This window comes from Ruegeria sp. AM2 (genome assembly GCF_056540685.1).
Window position 1 is genome coordinate 158060 of sequence record NZ_JBQFXE010000008.1, and the last position, 22363, is coordinate 180422.

At 58.9% G+C, this 22363-nt stretch carries 20 protein-coding genes and 1 pseudogene; 15 read left to right on the forward strand and 6 right to left on the reverse strand.

The genetic code is table 11. The features are described from left to right. Positions 1-2: 2 nt before the first annotated feature. On the reverse strand, positions 3-866 hold the full coding sequence (locus tag ACR0CR_RS15165) for an amidohydrolase family protein (RefSeq protein ID WP_480600519.1): 864 nt from the start codon (positions 864-866) through the stop codon (positions 3-5). Next, positions 863-1864: a nuclear transport factor 2 family protein gene (locus tag ACR0CR_RS15170; RefSeq protein ID WP_480600522.1), complete on the reverse strand. Its 1002-nt coding sequence runs from the start codon at positions 1862-1864 to the stop codon at positions 863-865. The genes ACR0CR_RS15165 and ACR0CR_RS15170 overlap by 4 nt, the downstream gene beginning before the upstream one ends. A gap of 162 nt (positions 1865-2026) precedes the next feature. On the opposite strand from ACR0CR_RS15170, the gene ACR0CR_RS15175 reads away from it, so the two are divergent. The 14 genes from ACR0CR_RS15175 to ACR0CR_RS15240 all read left to right on the forward strand — a co-directional run bounded on the left by ACR0CR_RS15175 (position 2027) and on the right by ACR0CR_RS15240 (position 16004). After that, a complete protein-coding gene (locus ACR0CR_RS15175) occupies positions 2027-3073 on the forward strand; it encodes an ABC transporter ATP-binding protein (RefSeq protein WP_480600524.1) in 1047 nt (348 codons plus the stop codon). A gap of 75 nt (positions 3074-3148) precedes the next feature. Next, a complete protein-coding gene (locus tag ACR0CR_RS15180; protein ID WP_480600525.1) occupies positions 3149-4360 on the forward strand; it encodes an ABC transporter substrate-binding protein in 1212 nt (403 codons plus the stop codon). A 66-nt stretch (positions 4361-4426) separates the two neighbouring features. Then, a complete protein-coding gene (locus tag ACR0CR_RS15185) occupies positions 4427-5449 on the forward strand; it encodes a carbohydrate ABC transporter permease (RefSeq protein WP_480600527.1) in 1023 nt (340 codons plus the stop codon). Between the two features lies 1 nt (position 5450). Beyond that, a complete protein-coding gene (locus ACR0CR_RS15190) occupies positions 5451-6605 on the forward strand; it encodes a carbohydrate ABC transporter permease (RefSeq protein WP_480600530.1) in 1155 nt (384 codons plus the stop codon). 40 nt (positions 6606-6645) lie between these two features. After that, positions 6646-7176 (forward strand): ester cyclase, encoded by a 531-nt coding sequence (locus ACR0CR_RS15195; RefSeq protein WP_480600532.1) that lies wholly within the window; start codon positions 6646-6648, stop codon positions 7174-7176. A gap of 11 nt (positions 7177-7187) precedes the next feature. Then, positions 7188-8519: a histidinol dehydrogenase gene (hisD, locus tag ACR0CR_RS15200; protein ID WP_480600534.1), complete on the forward strand. Its 1332-nt coding sequence runs from the start codon at positions 7188-7190 to the stop codon at positions 8517-8519. Then, entirely contained in the window at positions 8516-9568 is a 1053-nt protein-coding gene (locus tag ACR0CR_RS15205; protein ID WP_480600537.1) for an ester cyclase, read from the forward strand. The genes hisD and ACR0CR_RS15205 overlap by 4 nt, the downstream gene beginning before the upstream one ends. Then, positions 9568-10332: an SDR family NAD(P)-dependent oxidoreductase gene (locus ACR0CR_RS15210; protein WP_480600540.1), complete on the forward strand. Its 765-nt coding sequence runs from the start codon at positions 9568-9570 to the stop codon at positions 10330-10332. Before ACR0CR_RS15205 ends, ACR0CR_RS15210 begins: the two co-directional genes overlap by 1 nt. Then, positions 10332-11375 (forward strand): LacI family DNA-binding transcriptional regulator, encoded by a 1044-nt coding sequence (locus ACR0CR_RS15215; protein ID WP_480600542.1) that lies wholly within the window; start codon positions 10332-10334, stop codon positions 11373-11375. Before ACR0CR_RS15210 ends, ACR0CR_RS15215 begins: the two co-directional genes overlap by 1 nt. After that, positions 11372-12361 carry a nuclear transport factor 2 family protein gene (locus ACR0CR_RS15220; protein WP_480600544.1) on the forward strand — a complete coding sequence of 330 codons (990 nt, stop codon included), beginning with the start codon at positions 11372-11374 and terminating at the stop codon, positions 12359-12361. Before ACR0CR_RS15215 ends, ACR0CR_RS15220 begins: the two co-directional genes overlap by 4 nt. Positions 12362-12511: 150 nt before the next feature. Next, on the forward strand, positions 12512-13474 hold the full coding sequence (locus tag ACR0CR_RS15225; protein ID WP_480600547.1) for a cupin domain-containing protein: 963 nt from the start codon (positions 12512-12514) through the stop codon (positions 13472-13474). A gap of 18 nt (positions 13475-13492) precedes the next feature. Next, entirely contained in the window at positions 13493-14620 is a 1128-nt protein-coding gene (locus ACR0CR_RS15230) for a cobalamin-independent methionine synthase II family protein (RefSeq protein ID WP_480600550.1), read from the forward strand. Further along, positions 14617-15312, forward strand: coding sequence for an alpha/beta fold hydrolase (locus tag ACR0CR_RS15235; protein ID WP_480600553.1), 696 nt, complete (start codon positions 14617-14619; stop codon positions 15310-15312). Before ACR0CR_RS15230 ends, ACR0CR_RS15235 begins: the two co-directional genes overlap by 4 nt. Next, complete coding sequence (locus ACR0CR_RS15240; protein WP_480600556.1) at positions 15309-16004, forward strand: RraA family protein; 696 nt, start codon at positions 15309-15311, stop codon at positions 16002-16004. The genes ACR0CR_RS15235 and ACR0CR_RS15240 overlap by 4 nt, the downstream gene beginning before the upstream one ends. Positions 16005-16077: 73 nt before the next feature. Here ACR0CR_RS15240 and ACR0CR_RS15245 read toward each other — a convergent pair whose 3' ends face one another. Further along, complete coding sequence (locus ACR0CR_RS15245) at positions 16078-17106, reverse strand: porin (protein ID WP_480600558.1); 1029 nt, start codon at positions 17104-17106, stop codon at positions 16078-16080. A 461-nt stretch (positions 17107-17567) separates the two neighbouring features. Here ACR0CR_RS15245 and ACR0CR_RS15250 point away from each other — a divergent pair, with 461 nt between their 5' ends. Next, entirely contained in the window at positions 17568-19043 is a 1476-nt protein-coding gene (locus ACR0CR_RS15250; protein ID WP_480600561.1) for an NAD-dependent succinate-semialdehyde dehydrogenase, read from the forward strand. Positions 19044-19133: 90 nt separating this feature from the next. Here ACR0CR_RS15250 and ACR0CR_RS15255 read toward each other — a convergent pair whose 3' ends face one another. The 3 genes and pseudogenes from ACR0CR_RS15255 to ACR0CR_RS15265 all read right to left on the reverse strand — a co-directional run. Beyond that, positions 19134-20339 (reverse strand): MFS transporter, encoded by a 1206-nt coding sequence (locus tag ACR0CR_RS15255; protein ID WP_480600564.1) that lies wholly within the window; start codon positions 20337-20339, stop codon positions 19134-19136. A 97-nt stretch (positions 20340-20436) separates the two neighbouring features. Continuing rightward, positions 20437-22185 carry a gamma-glutamyltransferase gene (gene ggt / locus ACR0CR_RS15260; RefSeq protein ID WP_480600567.1) on the reverse strand — a complete coding sequence of 583 codons (1749 nt, stop codon included), beginning with the start codon at positions 22183-22185 and terminating at the stop codon, positions 20437-20439. An 87-nt stretch (positions 22186-22272) separates the two neighbouring features. Continuing rightward, positions 22273-22363, reverse strand: a pseudogene (locus ACR0CR_RS15265) (universal stress protein); the annotation flags it as partial.

Here is a 22363-nt window from a genome sequence, read left to right on the forward strand (position 1 = left end):
AGCTAGAACCGGTAGAACCGACGCGCAGTGCCTCCAAAGACTTGGGGCTGCGCTGCCTTGGGGACGATCTGTTCATACATCGAAACGATGTCCGAATAGCTTGACGACAGGCTATCGACCGGAAAATTCGACCCGAACATGCAGCGATCCGGTCCGAACTGTTCCAGAACGGTGGTTGCAATCGGGCGGAGGCTGTCCACGGTCCAGCCGTGGTCGAACATCCCAAGCCCCGACAGTTTGCAAAACACCTGAGGCTGACCGGCCAGGTTCTGCATTGCTTGCGACCATTGGTCGATCCCCTCCAGCGAGCGGTCATGGGGCGATCCCGCGTGACACAGCGCGATGCGGGTGTCGGGGGTTTGGGCCAGAATTTCCGCCGTTTGCTCCATCAATTCTGGCAGCAACTGCAAATCGAATGACAGATCGCGATCCGCCAACCGTTTTAGCCCGTCCAAGAATGCAGGACTTCGCAGCAAGTCATTTGTTCCGGTCGCCGCATCCTCACCCGGCGACCGCCCGACGATTTGTCGGACCCCACGCAGGGATGGCAGGGTTTGCAACCTGTCCAGGTGTTCATCCAAATCGCGCGCAGTGAGGTCGCAGAACGCGACCTGAACCAAAGGCCAATCCGGATTATGGTCCGCAACGGACTGCACCCATTCTGCCTCGGCCAGAGGATCATCCGCGCCAACCTGAATGTGGACCGAGGCGTCAAACCCTGCCGCGTCCTTGCGAAACTCGGGCAGCAGGTAGTTGCGCTGAATGGGCGTCGGGTCTCCAAAAAACCGCGCGACTCCTTTTTCCATCAGCCACGGGTAATGCACGGCGCTGAGGTCCCACAGGTGATGATGCGCGTCGATCTTCATGTCGAAGCCCCCTCGGTTGCCTGCGCCAGAAAGTCGATACCCTGCTGCTTCCAGAAATGCAGAAGGTCGATGAAAATCCAGTTTTCGGCCAACTTGTCGCCAGCGCGCCGATAGATATCGATCACACGAAACTCGCCGGTCTTGCCGGTCGCGGGCATGCCCATGAAATCACCGGTCAAAGTTGCTATAAAGTTGGGCCACCCGAAGAATCCACCATAGTGGCCTTCGGCCATGCGGCAGATATGAGTGGTCTTGGTTCTATCGGAAAACGCCGCCCGGAATGGGCCGGAATGCTGTTTGGCATAACGTTCGATCGTGTAGGTCGCGCCGATACCCTCGGGGCCCCACCAGATCATGTCGTCATGCCAGGTTCGGGCCAGTTCATCCTCAAGCGACAGCCCGTTGTTCCACTGCCCAAGGTCCGCGATCATCGCGTTGATGGCCGCCAGAGTTTTGACCCCTTCGGCTGCGGGCTGATCTTCCAGCAGCAACCCGTCATGGGTCAAAGGGCCAGGTTGCACCAGATGTACCGCGGTCTGTTTGTGGAACGGGCTTTGCCCGGCCTGCGCCATCAGATGCGGAATGTCGAAATACATCGCAGTCTCAACGATCTGCCCGTTCTCGATCTTGTAAAACGCGCAATAGCGCAGAAACGCCATTTTATGGGTCGGCTTGATACCCAACCACGGGGAATCGAACAGACCCACCAAATGTCCCATCGATGCCACCCAGACCGCATGATCGTCGCGCAGTGAATTCCGACCGGCGAAAAAGATATCATTGCGGATTTGCAGTCGTGTCAGGCTGCGTTTGAGCGGCTGCCAGAAATGAACTGCAACCTCGGTCGGGTCGTCGATTTCGTCAAAAGGATGGAACCCACGCCAGAGCGAATCCGGCGTACAAAACCGGGCCATCACATCGTGCAGTTGTTCCTGTGAGGCGCGTTCCAGAGCGGTTTGGAACGTCAGGATCAGATTCTTTTCGTTTTGAAAGGTCACTGTATTTTCTTTGTTTTCAAAGGAATGAGCACTTCATTCCCCAAGGTTGAGTCGCGGGTTGGCGTCAGTTTTGCATACGTATGCAAAAAAGTCTTGCCTGATTTGATATATGCGAATTACAGTTTTGCAAACGTATGCAAACGAATCCTTTCAGGGGGCACCATGGCGGAAATTCAATTGCGCAACGTCGGCAAGCGCTGGGGCTCTTTCATTGGGGTCCACAACTTTGACCTGACGATTGCAGATCGCGAGTTTCTGGTTTTGCTGGGCCCCTCGGGCTGCGGCAAGACCACGACGATGCGGATGATCGCCGGGCTTGAGGACGTGTCCGAAGGCAACATCCTGATCGATGGCAAGGTCGTCAACGACCTTGAACCCAAGGACCGCGACGTGGCGATGGTGTTCCAAAGCTACGCGCTGTACCCCAACATGAACGTCTACGAAAACATCCGCTTTCCGCTGAAGGTGCGCGGCATCGACCCTGCGTCCCATGACGAGAAAGTGCGCCGCGCCAGTGCGATGGTCGAGCTGGACGAATTTTTACACCGCAAACCTGCAGAGCTTTCCGGCGGTCAGCGCCAGCGTGTCGCGCTGGCCCGTGCAATCGTGCGGGAACCCAACGTGTTCCTGATGGATGAGCCACTGTCGAACCTTGACGCCAAGCTGCGCGTTTCGACCCGGGCGCAGATCAAGAACCTCAGCCATGAATTGGCCGTGACCACGATTTACGTGACCCACGACCAGATCGAGGCCATGACACTGGCCGACCGCGTAGTGGTGATGAAACAAGGCGTGGTCCAGCAGGTCGGCAGCCCGACCGAAATTTACGACCGACCGGCGAATACCTTTGTGGCCAGCTTTATCGGCTCGCCTGCGATGAACCTGATGGACGGTGAGGTATCGGGTGGCGTGTTCCGCGCCGAGCATGTCGAAATTCCGGTCTCTGCGCCCGATGGCCCCATGACGCTTGGGTTCCGGGCCGAGGATGCAAGCCTTGCCGACGGTCAAGGCCAAATCACCGCGCCGATCTACACGCTGGAGCTGCTGGGCGACGCGACCATGATCTCGGTCCGGGTCGGCGGTGCCTTGGTGTCGGTCAAGGCCGACAAGTCTTTCCGCGCCGAGATCGGGGATGATGTCTCATTCTCGGTGCCAACAGATATCTGCCACCTCTTCGAAGCTGGAAGCGGTGCGCGGATTGGGGAGTAACCCCCACAACAGCCCGTATGGGCATAACAGCGGTCCGGACGTCGACGACGGACCCATCCTGACAGGGAGAAACGCATGAAACTCAAGACGATCCTTTTGGCAGGGGCCATGGCCATCGCGGCAAGCGGTGCATCGGCGGCCTGTTCATACGAAAACGAAGTACCGTTGAAATCTCTTTCCGCCGGGTTTGAAGCCTGGAAAGCGGTGACCGACGCGATGGCCGAATGCGGCAATTTCAGCGCCTCGCTGGATCAGGAATTCCGCGAGAAACAGCCCGAAGCCTTTGCGGCCAACCCGTCGCTCTATCAGATTGGTGGCGTTTCCAACGCGACCCTCGTCCCCTTGCTGAACGCAGGTTCAATCCGCCCGCTGGATGATCTGGTCGAAAAATATGGCCAGAACCTGCTTCCGAACCAGCTGATCAAAGTCGACGGCAAGACAATGGCGATTGCCTTCATGGTCAATGCGCAGCACCTGATGTATCGCGATGATGTTCTGGCCGATCTGGGCATTGAAGAGCCAAAGACATACGGCGACGTGATCGACGCCGCGGCCAAGATCAAAGAAGCCGGTGTCATGGATTATCCGATCGGGGGCACCTTCAAGACCGGTTGGAACCTCGGTCAGGAATTCGTCAACATGTATCTTGGCGAAGGTGGCGCGTTCTTTGGCGACGGCAACATGCCCGCAATCAACAACGCGCAAGGCGTAGCTGCGTTGGAAACGCTGAAAGCGATGACGGATTACATGGACCCGGAATATCTGGTCTCGGATTCCACCTATGTCCAGCAGCAATTCCAACAAGGCAAGATCGCCATGGCCAACCTTTGGGCCAGCCGGGCCGCTGCCATGAATGATGAGGCTGAAAGCCAGGTTGTCGGCAAAGTCACCATGGCCTCGGCCCCTATGGGGTCGTCGGTTCCGGCCACGACTGTCTGGTGGGACGGTATCGTTCTGGCCTCGAACATGAGCGATGAAGAAGCCGACGCGGCTTTCCGTCTGGTGATGGAAGGCATCGATGCCGAGATGGTTGGCGCCAACAATGACACCGCCGTCTGGCTGAGCACCGCGTACACACCGGGTGCGCTGGCTGCGGGCGCTGCGGCCTCGGCAGAAGGTGGTGCGAAAGCCTATCCTGCGTCCGGTCCGATGGGCATCATGCACACGGCGCTGGGCAATGGTCTGGCTGATTATCTGACCGGCGCAAAAGACGCCCAGACCACGCTGGCCGATATCGAGGCGGATTACATCACCGCCGCGAAAGAGGCCGGTCTGATCAGCAACTGATCCTCTCTGGGGAGGGCGCATGCCCTCCCTCTTTTTCCACCCGAGAACCATGAGAAAGGCAGAGCCATGAATTTCCGGACATTTGCCGCCTTTGTTGGCCCCTCTGTCTTTATGATGCTTCTCTTTATCGCGTTTCCACTGGTCAGCGTGTTCAAGCAAAGCTTTTACATCACCCAACCCGTCTACGAGACGGTCGAGGTCGAAACCTGCACCCCCGGCTTCATCACTCAGACCTGCGTCACCGAAGAGAAATCGCAGCCCAAGCTGGATGAACATGGCGAGGTGATCACGCGCACCGAATATGTCGGCCTGCAAAGCTATCGCAATGTGCTGGAACCCGAGCGCGCGTGGCGCGCGATCACCAACGGGGAATGGAACGTTCTGTCCACGATCAACTTCTGGAAGGCGCTGCGGTTCACCGTGACCTTCACGCTGATCACATTGCCGCTTGTTGTCGGGTGCGGTCTGGGAATCGCGGTTCTGATCAATAATGCTGCCCGGTCGATCAAGGGCCCGGTCATCTTTGTCTCGTTGCTTCCGTTCATCATCACGCCGCTGATCGGGGTTTTGTCGATCAATTGGCTGTTCAAGGGGGACGGCATCCTGATTTCGATGATGGAATGGTGGCTGCAGCGCGACATCGCCCTGTTTGCCCAGGCCTGGACAATTGAGATTCTGATGATGCTGTACCGCGTCTGGCACGTCGCACCCTTTGCCGCCATCGTGTTCTATGCCGGTTTGCAGACTGTCAATCAGGACAGTCTGGAAAGCGCCGTCATCGATGGCGCGACCCGGTGGCAGCGGATGAAATACATCGTCATTCCGCACCTGATGCCGCTGATCATCTTTGTGTCGATGATCCATCTGATGGATGCCTTCCGCACCTTCGAAGAGGTCGTTGGGTTCTCGAGCCAAGGCTACGTCATCTCGCTGCAGTGGCTGACCTTTGACTTCCTGGTGCCCGATCAAGCCGGAAACCGGTCGATCAGCCGCGCCTCGGCCAGTGCCATGCTGACCATGATCGGCATCGTCATCCTGCTTATCTTCCCGCTGCGCCGGACCTGGCGTGATCACAAAGGAGGTCACTGACATGTCCTCACGTGCGCTTCGCCAACCGCTCAGCCTGCGGCTGACATCCAACATCTTCCTGGCGTTCTGGTGCCTTGTCGCGGCTTTTCCGATCCTCTGGATCGTGATCATGAGCTTCAAGTCGCCGGTTGATGCCTATGACAGCAACGCGCTGAACGTGATCTTCGGACCGGTGACACTGGCGACTGGCAACGGGCTGTCCCTGCTGGATATCCTTCTGGGCATCGCGGTGATCTGGGCCACGGTGATCGTGGTGACCAGAACCCTGCCGTCTATGGTGGCGTCCTACACCAAGCCCGGACAACAGTGGTTTGGATGGGTCATCGGCGTTCTGGTTTCCGTAATTGGATTTCTGCTGGTGTTCTTCGTCATTCTGCCTGCGGTTTTGAATGTCCTGAACCCGCTGTTTGGCCCGCTGGGTCGCGACGTGCTGGGCGTGACGACCGAACACTACAAGACCGTCTGGATCGACCGGGGATTTTCCAACAACTTCAAGAACTCACTGTTGGTAACCGCCGGAGTTGTAACCGTTTCGCTGACCGTTGGAACTTTGGCGGGGTATGGGCTGGCGCGGTCTGGCTCGACACTGGCATTCTGGATCCTGATCATCGCGCTGATTTTCCGGGCCTTGCCGCATTCGGTGCTGGTGGCGGGCTATCTGCCTGTCTTCATCAACTCGGCCGAATGGCTAAGCCCGATTTTGGGTGAGAACGCCCCGACGCTTTATGGCAAACCTTTTGCGGTGATCGCGGTGCTTGTGGCGATCAACCAGCCGTTCACGATCTGGATGCTACGGTCATTCTTTCAGAACATCCCGGCCGAGCTGGACGAGGCTGCGCGGGTTGACGGCTGCAACCACTTTCAGGCCTTCCGGCGTGTGATCATGCCGGTGATGTGGCCGGGCGTCATCACCACCGGGCTGTTCAGTTTTCTTCTGGCTTATAACGACCTGCTGGTAACCTCGTTGCTGTTGGATGCGCAGAACCAGACCATGGTCCCGGCCATTGTCGGCATGTTCAACCGCGAAACAACGACTACCGATCAGGTGGTCGCCGTGGCTGCTGCGGTGTCGATCACCGCGCCCCTTTTCTTCCTTGTCATGATCTTCCAACGCCAAATCGTCAGCGGTTTGACCGCAGGGGCGGTGAAAGGATGACAAGATTTTTCGACGAAAAATCTCAGGCCGGAGTGATGAGATGAAAGGTTCGCGTCCCGAACAAGCGGTTCTGACCCGCGATACGGATATGTCCAAAACCGAAGACACGCGCCGCGTGATCGAGACGATGGTGGACGGTCTGAATGACCACCGCATCGACGATATTGGCGAGTTCTTTTCACAGGGCTTCCGCTGGCTGGGCAATCAGGGCTGCGGCACCAAGACCGGCCTGAAAGAGTTTCAGGACAACTGGCAGCGCCCCTTTCAGGCCGCTTTTTCCGACAAGACCTGCATCGATGAGGCGCGTCTTTACATGGGCGAATGGGCGGCTGCCTTTGGTCGGCAAGAAGCTACTCATTCCGGCGAATTCCTGGGCATCGCCCCCACCGGAAAGCGGGTTGAAATCCGGTACATGGATTTCTGGAAAGTGGTCGATGGCAAGATCGTCGACAACTGGGTGAACGTCGATTTCGCCCATGTGGCCGCGCAGCTGGGGGTCGATCTGTTCAATGGCGAGGGCTGGGAAGCCTATGACCGGGGTGAAAAGACCGCACCCCGCCCCGACAAGTAAGGATCACGAAAATGGCAATCGAGTATCTCAAACGCGGCAAATCCGACGCTGACCGGGCCGAAGACGATGCCAAAACCCGCGCAGTCGTCGAAGCGACGCTGAAAGACATCGAAACCCGTGGTGACGCCGCCGTGCGTGACCTTAGCGAGAAGTTCGACAACTATTCGCCCGCGTCCTTTCGCCTGTCGCAGGAGCAAATCGACAATCTGATCGGCCAGCTGACTGACCGGGAACTGGCCGACATCAAATTCGCACAGGAACAGGTTCGGAACTTTGCACAGGCGCAACGGGACTCGATGCTTGATATCGAGGTGGAAACGCTGCCAGGCGTGATCCTCGGCCACAAGAACATCCCCGTGCAATCGGTGGGGTGCTATGTCCCCGGTGGCAAATTCCCGATGGTGGCGTCAGCACATATGTCCGTGGCAACGGCCAGCGTGGCGGGCGTGCCGCGCATCATCGCCTGCACCCCTCCGTTTCAGGGCAAGCCGAACCCGGCGGTGATCGCTGCCATGCATCTGGGCGGTGCGCATGAAATCTATGTGATGGGTGGCATCCAGGCCATTGGCGCGATGGCACTGGGCACCGAGACCATCGATCCAGTTCATATGCTGGTCGGCCCCGGCAATGCCTTTGTGGCCGAAGCCAAGCGTCAGCTGTTCGGTCGCGTGGGTATCGACCTCTTCGCCGGTCCGACCGAGACCATGGTCATTGCTGATGAGACCGCCGCCGATGCCGAGCTATGCGCCACCGACCTATTGGGTCAGGCTGAGCATGGCTATAACAGCCCCTGTGTGCTGCTGACCAACTCTCGCAAACTGGCCGAGGATACTCTGGCCGAAGTCGACCGCCTGCTGGGCATCCTGCCCACTGCCGACACCGCCAAAGTGTCCTGGGCGGAATATGGCGAGGTGATCGTCTGCGACACTTATGACGAGATGCTACAAGTCGCCGACGACATCGCATCCGAGCATGTGCAGGTGATGACCGACCGCGATGACTGGTTCCTTGAGAACATGACCTGCTATGGCGCGTTGTTCCTTGGACCACGGACCAATGTCTCGAACGGAGACAAGGTGATTGGCACCAACCACACGCTGCCAACCAAGAAAGCCGGTCGCTATACCGGCGGGCTTTGGGTGGGCAAATACCTGAAAACCCACAGCTATCAGAAGGTTCTGACCGATGAGGCGGCAACGCTGATCGGCGAATACGGCTCGCGCCTGTGTATGCTGGAAGGCTTCGTGGGCCATGCCGAGCAATGCAATGTCCGCGTGCGCCGCTATGGCGGGATCAACGTGCCCTATGGCCAACCGGCGCCATATCGGGACGCTGCCGAATGAGCGACAGGCATTCGCAACACAAGGCCCTGATCGCTCCGCTCAGGGCCGCGATGTACGATTTCTCCGAGGACGGGGTTCGCAAGGCGCTGGGGAAACTCAGCGCCTCTGACGCTGTTTTCAGGCTCTGCCATCCGTTTGGCGACAGCACCGGTAGCGAAGCTCACTATGATCTGGCCTATCGGGGTCTGCTTGACGCATGGCCCGATCTGGAGCGGCGCGATTACATCGTCATGGCCGGACCGGATGAACACGGCGCGGATTGGGTCGGTTGCGGCGGCTACTATACCGGTACCTTCACCGGGCCTTGGCTGGATATCCCGCCGACCGGCCATCAGGTGACAATGCGGTTCCATGAATTCTATCGCTTCCGCGACGGCAAGATCGTCGAGATGCAGGCGCTTTGGGACATCCCCGAAGTGATGATGCAGGCCAATGCCTGGCCCATGGCCCCCAGCCTTGGGCACGAATGGCATGTGCCGGGTCCCGCGACGCAGGATGGTCTGGTTCCGGGGCCATATGATGCCACCAAAGGTCAGCAGACATGCCAGCACATCATCGACATGCTGGATTACCTCAAGAAACACCCGTCGGAAGGCGGGCCAGAGGTGATGGAGATGGAGAAGTTTTGGCATCCCCGCATGAACTGGTACGGCCCGGCGGGGATCGGAACCGGGCGCGGCTATGCTGGGTTTCGCAACTGGCACCAGATTCCGTTTCTGAACGGAATGCCGGACCGTGGGCAATATGTCGGTGACATCACCTATCATTTCTTTGGCGATGGGGAATACGCGGCTGTCACCGGTTGGCCCAATATGATCCAGACCGTAACGGATGACGGCTGGATGGGGATTGCGCCTTCGGGCAAACGGATCACCATGCGCAGCCTTGATTTCTGGCGACTCGAGAATGGCAGAATCCGCGAAAACTGGGTTCTGGTCGATCTTCTGGATGCCTACCGTCAGCTTGGCGTTGACGTTTTTGCCCGTCTGCGGGAATTCAACAAGGCCCGAAACATGGGCCGCATTGAGATACCGGATGGAATGAACTGATGACCGACCTGCCCCGCACCCCTTCGTTTTCACTGGCTGGAAAGACCGCCCTTGTGACCGGGGCCTCGTCGGGCATCGGGCAGGGCTGCGCGGTTGCGCTGGCCGAGGCCGGGGCGCATGTGGTGTGCGCCGCGCGCGGGGCGGATCGACTGACCGAAACGGTCGACGCATTTCTGGCGCAGGGCTGGTCGGCCGAAGCTTTGGTTCTGGATCAGGGCGACCTCACCGCGTTGCAGGCACTGTTCGAAAACCGCACTTTCGACGTCGTGGTGAATTCGGCGGGAACGGCGCGCCATAGCCCGGCAATCGAAACAACGCCTGAAGACTTTGACGCCGTCACTGACGTCAATCTGCGGTCGGCCTATTTCCTGTCGGCCTATGCGGCCAAGGCCTTGATCGCGGCGGGTAAGCCGGGATCGATCATTCATATCTCAAGCCAGATGGGCCATGTAGGTGGCGTGGACCGTGCGCTTTATTGCGCGACCAAACATGGGCTTGAGGGCATGGTCAAAGCCATGGCGATTGAATGGGGCAAAGAGGGCGTGCGCATCAACACGGTCTGCCCGACCTTCATCCGAACGCCGTTGACACAGGCCACGTTCGACAACCCCGAACGCGCGGCTTGGATCATGGACAAGATCAAGCTGGGCCGTGTGGGCGAGGTCGAAGACATCATGGGCGCGGTGGCCTATTTGGCGTCTGACGCCTCGGCGCTGGTAACGGGCACGTCAATGCTGATCGATGGGGGGTGGACGGCAGACTGATGGCTGAAAAAGTCACATCCCTGCAGGTGGCACAACTAGCCGGAGTCAGCCAGTCGGCGGTGAGCCGCGTGTTTACGCCCGGCGCGTCGGTCAGCAAGAAAACCGAAGAGAAGGTGCGTAAGGCCGCCGCCGAACTCGGGTACCGACCCAACGTTCTGGCCCGCGCCATGGTGTCAGGAAAAAGCCGCATCATCGGGTTGGTGGTCGGCTATCTGGACAATTATTTCTATCCCGAAGCGCTCGAGAAACTGTCGAACGGCCTGCAGGAGCACGGCTATCATGTGCTGATCTTCATGGCCTCACGCTCGGCCGGGAATATCGACGACGTAATGGAAGAAATCCTCGACTATCAGGTCGACGGCGTTGTTCTGGCCTCGGTTTCCATGTCCTCGGACATCGCGACACGATGCCAACAGGCGGGCGTGCCGGTGGTTCTGTTTAACCGCAGTCAGGACATCGAAGGCATTACGACCGTGACGTCGGACAACTATGTCGGCGGGCGCAAAGTGGCCGAGTTTCTGCTGGCAGGCGGGCATGAGCGCATTGCCTATATCGCCGGTTGGCGGGGCGCTTCGACCCAACGGGATCGCGAGGCCGGGTTCCGGGCTGTTCTGGCCGAAGCGGGCCGGGACGTATTTGTGCAGGATTTTGGTGAATTTCATACCGAACAGGCCCGCGCCGCCGCAAGACGGGTGTTTGACGTGCCTCCGCAGGATCGGCCTGATGCGGTGTTTGTCGCCAACGATCACATGGCGCTGGCCGTGATGGATGTCATCCGTTTTGAACTGGGCCTGCGCATCCCCGAAGACGTTTCGGTTGTCGGGTATGACGATGTGCCGCCCGCCGGGTGGCCGGCCTATAACCTCACGACAATCCGGCAGCGCGCCAATCTGATGGTTGCGGAAACCGTCTCGGCCCTGCTGGATCATATCGAAAACCCGCAGGCAATCGAACCGCGCAAGGTGGCCATTGACGGCCCGCTGATCGTGCGCACCTCGGCACGGTTGCCCAAGGGCTGGACTCCACAAAGGACAGAGACATGAAAGGCTTCGATCCGAAGTTTCGGGATTTTCCCGACTATATCATCGGCATCACCAAAGAGATTTGGGAGGATCGCGGCATCGCGACCCTGCACGACTATTACAGCAAGGACATTGTAGTGCGCTCGCCGGGGTCGGTTGTGTTGGGCAACCAGAATGTCATCGGTGCGACGATGGCAACGCTGGCCGAGTTTCCCGACCGGCAGCTGTTGGGCGAGGATGTGATCTGGTCCGGAACGCCGGACGAAGGCATGCTCAGCTCGCATCGCATCCTCTCGACCGCGACCCATCTGGCCGAAGGTGTCTACGGCAAACCGACCGGTACCAAGTTGCGGTATCGCATTCTGGCTGATTGTCACGCCATCGACAACCAGATCAACGATGAATGGCTAATCCGAGATCAAGGCGCCATCGTGCGGCAGATGGGGTGGGACCCCAAGGACTATGCCGCCGACCTGATCGCGCGCGAAGGTGGACCGGACGCCTGCGTCAAGCCCCTGACACCCACAATTGACCAGCCCGGCCCGTATAAAGGCAGGGGCAACGACAATGAGTGGGGTCAACGCTATGCCGATATTCTGACCCGGATCATGAATGCCGATATGGGTGTGATCGAAGGTGAATATGACCGTGCGGTGCAGTCCGAATATGTGGGCGGCGTCACCGGGCATGGTTGGGACGCGGTGGATCGGTTCTGGATGGGCCTACGCGCCAGCTTCCCGAATGCGGAATTCCGGGTCGACCATCAGATCGGCCGTGATGACCCGGATATGCCGCCGCGCGCCGCCCTCCGCTGGAGCCTTTGGGGCAAGCATGACGGCTGGGGTGTGTTTGGCGCACCAACCGGCGCGCAGGTCTATGTTCTGGGGATCAGCCATGCGGAATTCGGCGCCCTGATCGGGGGTCAGCCGCAATTGCGCCGGGAATACACGCTTTTCGACGAAACCTCGGTCTGGAAACAGATCCTTCTGAACAGTGGAGAGGCCTGAGTGACCGCGATGGGCCCATCTCTGAATGCCACTCAGTCGGCCCGGCGGTATCATGCGCATCGGGCAGCATTACGAGCACGTTGTCTGAACAACCGTCCTCCGGGGGGTGGGGTCTGAACCCAATCCCCCCATTTTCAAGGAGACACACTCATGAGTACCATCCAACAACGCATCGTCCGCTACGGCGAATTGAAGCCCTGTAAAACAGCGTTCATCGACGCCCACACGCCGGGCAGCGATCAAAAAGAGAACTTTACCATCATCGGCGGCGGGGTATCGGAATCCCCTGACCAGCATGTGCACATCACCGACAAGATCGGGTTCAACATTGGCGCGGCGGGACAGCCGCCGAAATGTCGTAACTCATTACACAGCCACACCACGGCCGAGGTGTTCTTTGTCGCCAAAGGACGCTGGCGGTTTTTTTGGGGCCGCTATGGAACAGCGGGCGAGTTCATTGCTGAGGAAGGGGACATCTTCAACATTCCGACCGGTATCTTCCGGGGCTTCGAAAATGTCGGTCAGGACTATGGAATGATCATGTCGATGCTGGGCGGCGACGACGCTGGCGGCGGCGTGACCTGGGCCCCACAGGTCATTGAAGACGCGCAGGCGCATGGCCTGATGCTGGGCAACAACGGGGTGCTGTACGACAGCAAGAAAGGTCAGGAGCTTCCTCATAACGTCCAGCCTATGCCCCTGTTGACCGAAGAAGAGTTGAAGGCCTTTCCCGAGGTTCCTGTCGATGCCGTGATCGGCAAGTATGTGGCACGGTATTGGGACCTGATGGCGCTGGGCGCCGACAAGCCCGTCACCGTGATCGGCGAAAACGGTTTGATCAAGGACAAGCCGGGGTTTGAGGTCGACTTTCTGACACGCGGGTCAAGTGTTGCAGACGCGGTTCCGGCCCAGAAACCCGTGGTTCTGATGCCGGTAAGCGGGCATTGGCGCGTGAGCGTCGAGAATGTGCAGACAACTATCTCGGGCGGCGATACGATTCTGGTTCTGCCGGGTGAAAGCTATGCGGTGGAACCATCAATGACCGGTCAGGCTGGCCTGTATCGGATCACCGCAACCGATGATCCCGCGGGCGCGACATGGACCGGTAAATAATCGAATAGGAGACCCCACATGACCAAAGTTTTGACGACCCATGTGGGTTCTCTGCCGCGAACACAGGATGTCGTGGATTTCATTTTCGCCCGCGAACGGGCGGTGCCTTGCGACCCAGCCGCATTTGACGCCTGCATGTCAGAAGCGGTCAATGAAGCCGTACGCAGGCAGGTCGAGGCCGGTGTCGATATCGTCAGCGACGGCGAAACCTCAAAGATTTCCTACGCCACCTATGTCAAGGATCGCTATACCGGGTTTTCCGGCGACAGCCCCCGCAACGCGCCTGCAGATCTGAAGATGTTTCCGGGCTTCTTGCAGCGCCTCGCCAATGAAGGGGGAACACCCCAATACGCGCGTCCGCAATGCACTGGCGCAGTGCGCTCGAAAGGCCAGGGTGAACTGCAGAAGGACATCGCCAATCTCAAGGCCGCGATGGTGGCCCATGGGGTCGAACGCGGGTTCATGAACGCAGCCTCTCCGGGCGTGATCTCACTGTTTCTGCAAAACGATTTCTACCCCACGCGCGAGGACTATCTGGCCGCGCTGGCAGACGCGATGAAAGAAGAATACGAGACGATCGTCGCGGCAGGGTTGGACCTGCAACTGGATTGTCCGGACCTTGCCCTGTCGCGGCATATGTTGTTTACCGAGTTGTCGGACGAAGAGTTTGTCAAAGTGGCCGACATGCATGTCGAGGCGCTGAACCATGCCCTGCAGAACGTGACGCAAGATCGCGTTAGGGTCCACATTTGTTGGGGCAACTATGAAGGGCCTCATTGCTGCGACATCGCCATGGACAAGGTGTTCAGCACTCTGATGGCGACCAAATCGCGCTATGTGCTGTTCGAAACCTCCAACCCGCGCCATGCCCATGAATGGACCGTGTTCCGTGACCGAAAGGGCGAAATCCCCGACGACAAGGTTCTGGTTCCCGGCGTCGTGGACACGACCACGAATTTCGTCGAGCACCCTGAATTGGTGGCCCAGAGGATCGAGCGCTTCACCAACATCGTTGGCCCGGACCGCGTGATCGCGGGCAGCGATTGCGGGTTTGGCACCTTCGCCGGGTTTGGGGCCGTCGATCCGGACATCGCCTATGCTAAGCTCGCCTCACTGAGCGAGGGCGCAAAGCTGGCCTCCCGATGACACCACTGATCCTGCTGCCCGGAATGATGTGCGATGCGCGCCTGTTTGGCCCGCAGATCGACGCGCTGTCCGGGTCGGTGCCGCTGATAACATTTCCGCTCAACCAGCATGATAGCGTACACGAGATGGCCGCAGACATCCTTGCGAATGCGCCGCCCGCTTTCATGCTGGCTGGTCTATCCATGGGCGGGATCGTCGCGATGGAGGTCATGCGGCAAGCGCCGGATCGGGTTCTCAAAGTGGCCCTGATCGACACCAACCCATTGGCGGAAACCGCCGACGTCAAAGCCCGGCGCGGCCCTCAGATCGAAGCGGTCCGCGCGGGCAAGTTAAGGCAGGTGATGCGGGATGAGATGAAGCCCAACTATCTGGCCGACGGCCCACGGCAAGGTGCCATTCTGGACCTGTGCATGGCCATGGCGACCACGTTGGGCCCCGAGGTTTTCATCCGCCAGTCCCACGCGCTGATGGATCGCCCGGACCAGCGTGATACGCTGAATGACTACACCGGCACAGCCTTGGTCTTGTGCGGCCGCGAAGACGGGCTCTGCCCGGTGGAGCGGCACCGAATGATGCATGACCTGCTACCCAACAGCGTGCTGACCATAATCGAAGGTGCCGGGCATCTGCCCACGCTTGAAAAGCCAACCGAAACCACAGCGGCGCTGATCCGCTGGCTGGAGGCCTCATGACCCCATCGCTTTTGTCCCTGCTGCGCAAGGTCGATACACCCACGGTCTGCAACGCGATCGAAGTCGCCCAAGGCAAGCGCGGCTTTGACGGGTTCACGCGTGGAACGATGCTGTGTTCCGCGCCGGACGACCCACCCGTGGTTGGATATGCCCGCACCGCCCGGATTGCGGCCATTGAGCCGCCATCGGAACCGCCAGAGGTGATCCGGACCCGCAGGATGGCCTATTACAGGTATATGGCCGAGGCCCCCTCGCCCTCGGTCGCGGTGATCGAGGATATGGATTTCCCCGAATGCATCGGCGCGTATTGGGGAGAGATCAATACGACGATCCACAAGGGCTTCGGCATGTCCGGTGCCCTGACCAACGGGGTCATGCGCGATCTGGGCGACCTGCCCTCGGGCTTTCCGGTCGTGGCGGGATCGATTGGGCCAAGCCACGGGTTCGTGCATGTTCGCGAACTGGACATCCCGGTGAGCGTTTTCGGCCTGACCGTCTCGCCCGGGGATCTTGTTCACGCCGACCGCCACGGGGCGTTGGTGGTCCCACCCGATGTCATCGACCAGTTGCAGGCAAGTATCCAGAAACTGCTGTCGACCGAACGCATCGTTCTGGATGCCGCCGCGCAGCCCGGCTTTGACTTTGACGCGTTTCAATCCGCTTGGGACGCCTTTGAAAAGGCGCGCGTGTAAGGCCCCATCACGGTGCAGAACGAAAAAGGGCGGGTCCTGTGACCCGCCCTTGAACACTTGGCTTCAGAACAGCTTAGAAGTTGAACTGCGCACCAAAGTCCGCTTGGATGCGGCTGTCGTCGTCGCCTTCTTTGATCTGGCCAACAGCGCCGCGCAGCGATGCACCGCCGCCCAGGTCATAGATGGCGCCAACACCCAGGTTGCGGGTGTCATCGTCAGCCGAACCGTCGCCATAGACGAACTGCAGCGTGGTTGCCGCACCGATGTTGTAAGACGCGGACAGACCGTATGCGGTGCCGTTTTCGTCATCATCTGCAACATCGTCATCTGCGACGAACAGGGTGCCGTAGAAGTCACCCAGATCTGCGCCCAGGGTCAGAACGGTCAGGCTCTGCTTGTCCAGGGTGCCAACCGAATCGGTTTCGCCATAGGCAACCGATGCGGTGATGTTGTTGAACGTGTACGCGGCGCTCAGGTCCCAGCGGTCGGCGTCGGTTGTGCTGCTACCGGTGACCGGAGCATTCGCCAGCGTGCGCTGATCATAAGACGCGCTAAACGCGAAATCGCCGACAGCGTATTGGAAGAACACGGCGTTTGCGCCCGAACCGGTCGACGAGTATTCGAGGAACGAGTAGTCAACACCTGAATACTGACCCAGGAATTGCTCCAGGCCCGGTTCAACACCAAAGTAGTCGTCCAGGTTGTCGAAGGAACCGGCGACGTTGCCAGCATCAACACGCAGACCACCATAGATGACCGAGAAACGCGCGCCGTTGAGGCCGGCTTCTTCCTGTTCACCGTTGCCGCTGTTGTCGTCCGCCTGCAAACGAACGCGGGTCGAGAACTGAACGCCGCTATCGGTTTCAACGTCTGCGTCGATGTTCAGACGGAAGCGCGAGACCAGGATAACACTGTCGGTATCTGCGCCGGTCGCGGATGCGGTAACAGTCGAGTCTGTAAAGTCAGACACGGTGTCAACGGTACCGGTGCGGTCTTCCAGATAGCCCAGACCAAAACGGCCGTAGCCGCTGAATTTGACTTCCGCGGCGGCAACGCTTGCGGTTGCGATCAACGCGGTCGATGCGATGAGAAGTTTTTTCATGGTGATTCCATAAGGTTTCAGAGAGGAGGATGACCGCATGACACGGTCAAACGCGCTATCCGGCAAATCCGCTGACCGGACAAGAGTGCCGTAGCGTTTTAACAGTTCGTCAACGGCGAGTGTTGCAAAAAGGCATAACTCTGGATCAGTCATTAAAATATCGGCTGGAAGTCGCCGATCAAATATGCATAGCGGCTATGCGTTTCTGGTCTGGCCGCCTTGATTGACCTGCGGTTCCGATGCTGTTTCCCGACTCACTTTTTTGGTTCAGATGAACAATGTTTCAGTCTTGACCGCATCGGGCCGCGCTTTCCGGCTGACACAACCATTGAACCAAAGGGGCTACGGTGTATATGGATTCAGGACCTGTTTTTCCATTCCGTCAGCGGTTTTGAAAAGCACGTTGCCCACAGAACTGTGCGGCACGAAAATGCAGCACCCATTGCCAAAGGAACATGCAGATGCTGGACACCAAAACCGCCAAGCTGGATCTGAAGGATGCCAGTCTTCTGGAAACCCGCGCTTATATCGATGGTCAATGGGTTGAGGGTGAAAAAACTTTCGCCATCCATAATCCTGCCACAGGAGAGGTGATCGCCAATGTGGCGGATATCAGCATCGAAGGCACGGCGCAGGCAATCGATGCCGCCGATGCAGCGCGGAAAGACTGGGCCGCGCATACCGGCAAGGAACGCGCGGCGATCATGCGCAAATGGTTCGATCTGATGGTCGAAAACGCCGACGACCTGGCCACTATCCTGACCGCTGAAATGGGCAAACCCTGGGCCGAGGCGCGCGGCGAAATTCTATATGGCGCGTCCTTCATCGAGTGGTTCGCGGAAGAGGCCAAGCGCATCTACGGCGATGTGATCCCCGGCCACCAGCGCGACAAGCGGATCGTGGTGCTGAAACAGCCGGTGGGTGTCGTGGGTTCGATCACGCCGTGGAATTTCCCCAACGCGATGATCGCCCGCAAGGTCGGCCCGGCGCTGGCGGTGGGCTGTACCTTTGTGGCGCGCCCTGCCGAGCTGACGCCTCTGTCCGCGCTCGCCATGGCCGTTCTTGGAGAACGCGCCGGAATTCCGGCCGGGGTGTTCAACGTGATCCCGTCGTCGGATTCCGCTGGTGTGGGAAAAGAGCTTTGCGCCAATCCCAAGGTGTCCAAGATCACGTTCACCGGCTCGACCCGGGTGGGCAAAATCCTGATGAATCAATGCTCCGACACGATCAAGAAGATGAGCCTGGAACTTGGCGGCAACGCGCCCTTCATCGTGTTTGACGATGCCGATGTGGATGCCGCGGTTGATGGCGCGATGATCGCCAAGTTCCGCAACAACGGCCAGACGTGCGTGTGCGCCAACCGCATCTATGTGCAGGCGGGGGTCTATGACGAGTTCGCCGCCAAACTTGCCGAAAAGACCAAGGCACTGAATGTGGGGGACGGGTTTGGCGAGGGCGTGACCACCGGGCCACTGATCAGCCAGGCCGCCGTCGATAAGGTCGAGGCGCATATTTCGGACGCGGTGGCCAAGGGGGCGACCGTCACGCTGGGCGGCAAACGCTCGGACCTTGGTGGCACGTTCTTTGAACCGACCGTTCTGACCGGAGTGACCCGTGACATGGTGGTGTCAAAAGACGAGACCTTCGGCCCTGTCGCGCCCTTGTTCAAGTTTGAAGACGAAGACGATGTCGTCGCCATGGCCAATGACAGCGAATTTGGTCTGGCCTCTTATTTCTACAGCCGCGACTTGGCGCGCGTGTGGCGTGTGGCCGAGGCGTTGGAATCGGGCATGGTCGGTATCAACACCGGTTTGATTTCAACCGAGGTTGCGCCGTTCGGCGGCGTCAAACAGTCCGGGTTGGGCCGAGAAGGATCGAAATACGGGACTGACGAATTCCTTGAGATCAAGTATCTCTGCATGGGTGAAATTCAGTAGGCACAGCCAAGATAGTAAAACACCAACGCGCGCGCAGGTCTTTGCGGGCGCGTTTTCGATTCATGGGCCGGATGTTTGAAAGGCCCCTGATCAGACAGACGCATGCCCCCGCAGGCGAATGACAAGAGGCATCATCACCAACACCAGCAGGGCCGAGAAAAAGAAGGGCGCACCGGGCAGGTAAATCCCCTCACCATCGACGGCGGCCTGAAAGATGCCGGTCATCACCAAAGGCGACAGAACCGCTGCAACGGATGACAAGGACGCGATGACGCCCTGCACCACACCTTGCCGGTCCTCGTCCACCTGGTTTGAGGCCATGGCCGTCATCATCGCGGGCACCATGTCTGAAAGCGCGGCCAGCAAAAGAAAGACCACAAGGGCAAAAACCGATGCGGTGAAACCAAACCCGATCATTCCGATCAGGGCCGAAACCATGCCTAGCATCAAGGTTCGGTAATCACCGATCCACCTGATGAAGACGGGCATCAAACCGCCCTGAACAATCGCGAGCAATACACCGTATCCGGCAAGCGACAACCCGATATAGAGCGTGGGCCAGTCGAACACTTCTCGGGTCCAGAAGGACCAAAGCGTCGGGTAGACCATGTTCGCAAACTCAAACATGAAGATGCAAAGCAAAGGAACCGCCAATCCTGGCATGCGAAAGGCGTCAAAGATCGATTTGAACGGGTTGAGGTCTCGCTTGCCAAACGGGCGGCGTTTGTCGGGCGTCAGGCTTTCGGGCAGCACAAACACGCCAAACAGCGCATTGCCCGCCGAAAGGGCGGCGGCAATCCAGAACGGCGCGGTGATGCTGATTTCGGCAGCGAGACCTCCAATTGCCGGGCCAAGCACAAATCCGATGCCGAACGCCGCACCGATGAGACCGAAATTCGCGGCCTTCTCGGTCGGCGACGAGATATCGGCGATATAGGCCGTTGCGGTGATATAGGTTGCACCGGCAAGACCCGCGAGCGTACGACCCAAAAGAAGCAGCCAGAAACTGTCGGCCAGCGCCATGATCACGTAATCGATGGCCAGCATAACCAGCGCCGTGATCAGGATCGGGCGGCGGCCGAAAGCGTCTGAAATACTTCCAACAATGGGACCGCACAGGAACAAAGCCCCGGCATAGGCCGCCATAAGCAGCCCGCCCCAAAAGGCACCTTGTCCGGTATCGCCCGCACCCACGCGATCCATCAGATCAGGCATGATGGGAAACACGATGCCAATGCCGATGGCATCGATCATCAATGTGATCAAGATGAATGTGATCGCCCGGCTTTTGAACATACTGCCCTATCGAACGGGGCCGTTCACAATGCAAGAAAAAAGGGCTGCGCAGAAAATGCTTCGGGCAGCCCTTTCGATACCAGCAACTTGACTCGGTCTACTGACCCAATGCCACACCTTCGCGACGTGGATCAGCGGCTCCGATCAGTTGGCCATCCTTGATCAGGATCGCGTGGAGACCACTGTTGAGGTCAACCACCTTCACCTCGTGACCCTTGCCAGTCAGAGCCTCGGCGAAATCGGCGGCGGCCGTTTCCTGCTCAACATCCATGCTCGATCCGTTGCGATGCACGAAATGGCCAGTCTCGATGGCGTCCTGCGGGTCCATGTCCCAGTCGATGATCGCAATGACGGTCTTGGCCACATAGTTGATGATGCGGCTGCCACCGGGTGAACCGATCAGCAGATAGGGCTCGTCATCCTTCATCACGATGGTCGGCGACATCGAGCTGCGCGGACGCTTGCCGCCCTCGACCCGGTTGGCCACCAGACGGTCGCCGTCCTTGGGTGCGCGGTCAAAGTCGGTCAGCTCGTTGTTCAGCAGGAAACCCCGCACGAAGACGCGGCTGCCAAAGAACGTCTCGATGGTCGTGGTCATCGACAGGGCGTTGCCATACTGGTCGCGGATCACGATATGGCTGGTGCCGGGACGATCCGGGTTCTGTGACGGCGCAAACAGCGCGGTGTGATCGCGCGGCGGCTCACCTGCTTTGCGCTTTTCGCTGGCCGCTGCCGGGTCGATCATTTCCGAGCGCAGTTTCAGGTAATCCTTGTCCAGCAGACCTTTGACCGGCACGTCAACAAAATCGCTGTCGGCCATGTAAAGCGCACGGTCAGCATAAGCCAGTTTGGCCGCTTCGGCGTACAGGTGCGCCAGTTCCGCGTTCCAGCCGGTACCTTTAAGGTCAAAGTTGTTCAGGATGCCCAGAATCTGGCCCACGGTCAGACCCCCCGAGGTCGGCGGGCCCATGCCGCAGACGTCATAGCCGCGATAGTCGGCGCAGACGGCGGGGCGGACCTTGACGCGATAGGCTGCCATGTCTTCCAGCGTGATGTTGTTTTCAACCTTCGACGTGGAATCAACCGCAGCCACGATATCTTCGGCAATCGGGCCATGATAGAAGGCGTTTGCGCCCTGATCGGCCAGAATACGCAGGGTCTCGGCGAAATCCGGGTTTTTCAGCAAAGTGCCTTCGGCCAGAGGGCTGCCATCTTCGTTGAAGAAGTATTCCTTGGCCCCGGGGAAGACGTCCAGATACCGTTCACGGTCGATGGTCGACTGGATCGAGTTCGCCATACGCGGCGAGACCTCAAACCCGTTCTCGGCCTGTTCGATGGTCGACTGGAACAGCGAGGCCCAGTCTTTCTTGCCATAAAGGTTATGGGTCACTTCCATCAGGCGGAGGATACCGGGTACACCAACCGCCTGACCGCCCGAGATCGCCTCTGAAAACGGGATCTTCTCGCCTTCGGCATTCAGGAACCGTTCCGGCTTGGCTTTTGCAGGGGCCTTTTCGCGGGCGTCAAAAGTGGTCAGCGTCTTGGATTCTGCGTCCCAGTACAGCATGAACGCGCCACCGCCGATGCCCGAGGATTGCGGCTCAACCAGGTTCAGCATCAGCTGTACGGCGATCATCGCGTCCGCCGCAGTGCCGCCTTGCGCCAGCACGTCATAGCCAGCTTTGGCAGCAATCGGGTTGGCGGCCGAGACCATGAATTCAGTGCCGGTGACCGAATCCTTGTCTTCCCAGCCATAACCAAACTCAGGTGCGGGGTCCTGTGCGGCAGCCGTGCTGGCAATGGCCCCGACGGCCAGTACCGCAGTGGTTCTCAATATAGTCTTCATAGTGATCCACCTTTTAGAAAAATTGAGGGGAACCATAGAACTCGTTACGAAATGTTCTTCGACTCTAACGCGGCGGCGCAGCTTCTGTCACCTAACGACATAGACTGACACTTCTGAGTGTCTGACGACTCTGGCGGCGTTTGGGCCTAGGAGGTAGTCTTTGAGGTCTGGTTTGTGT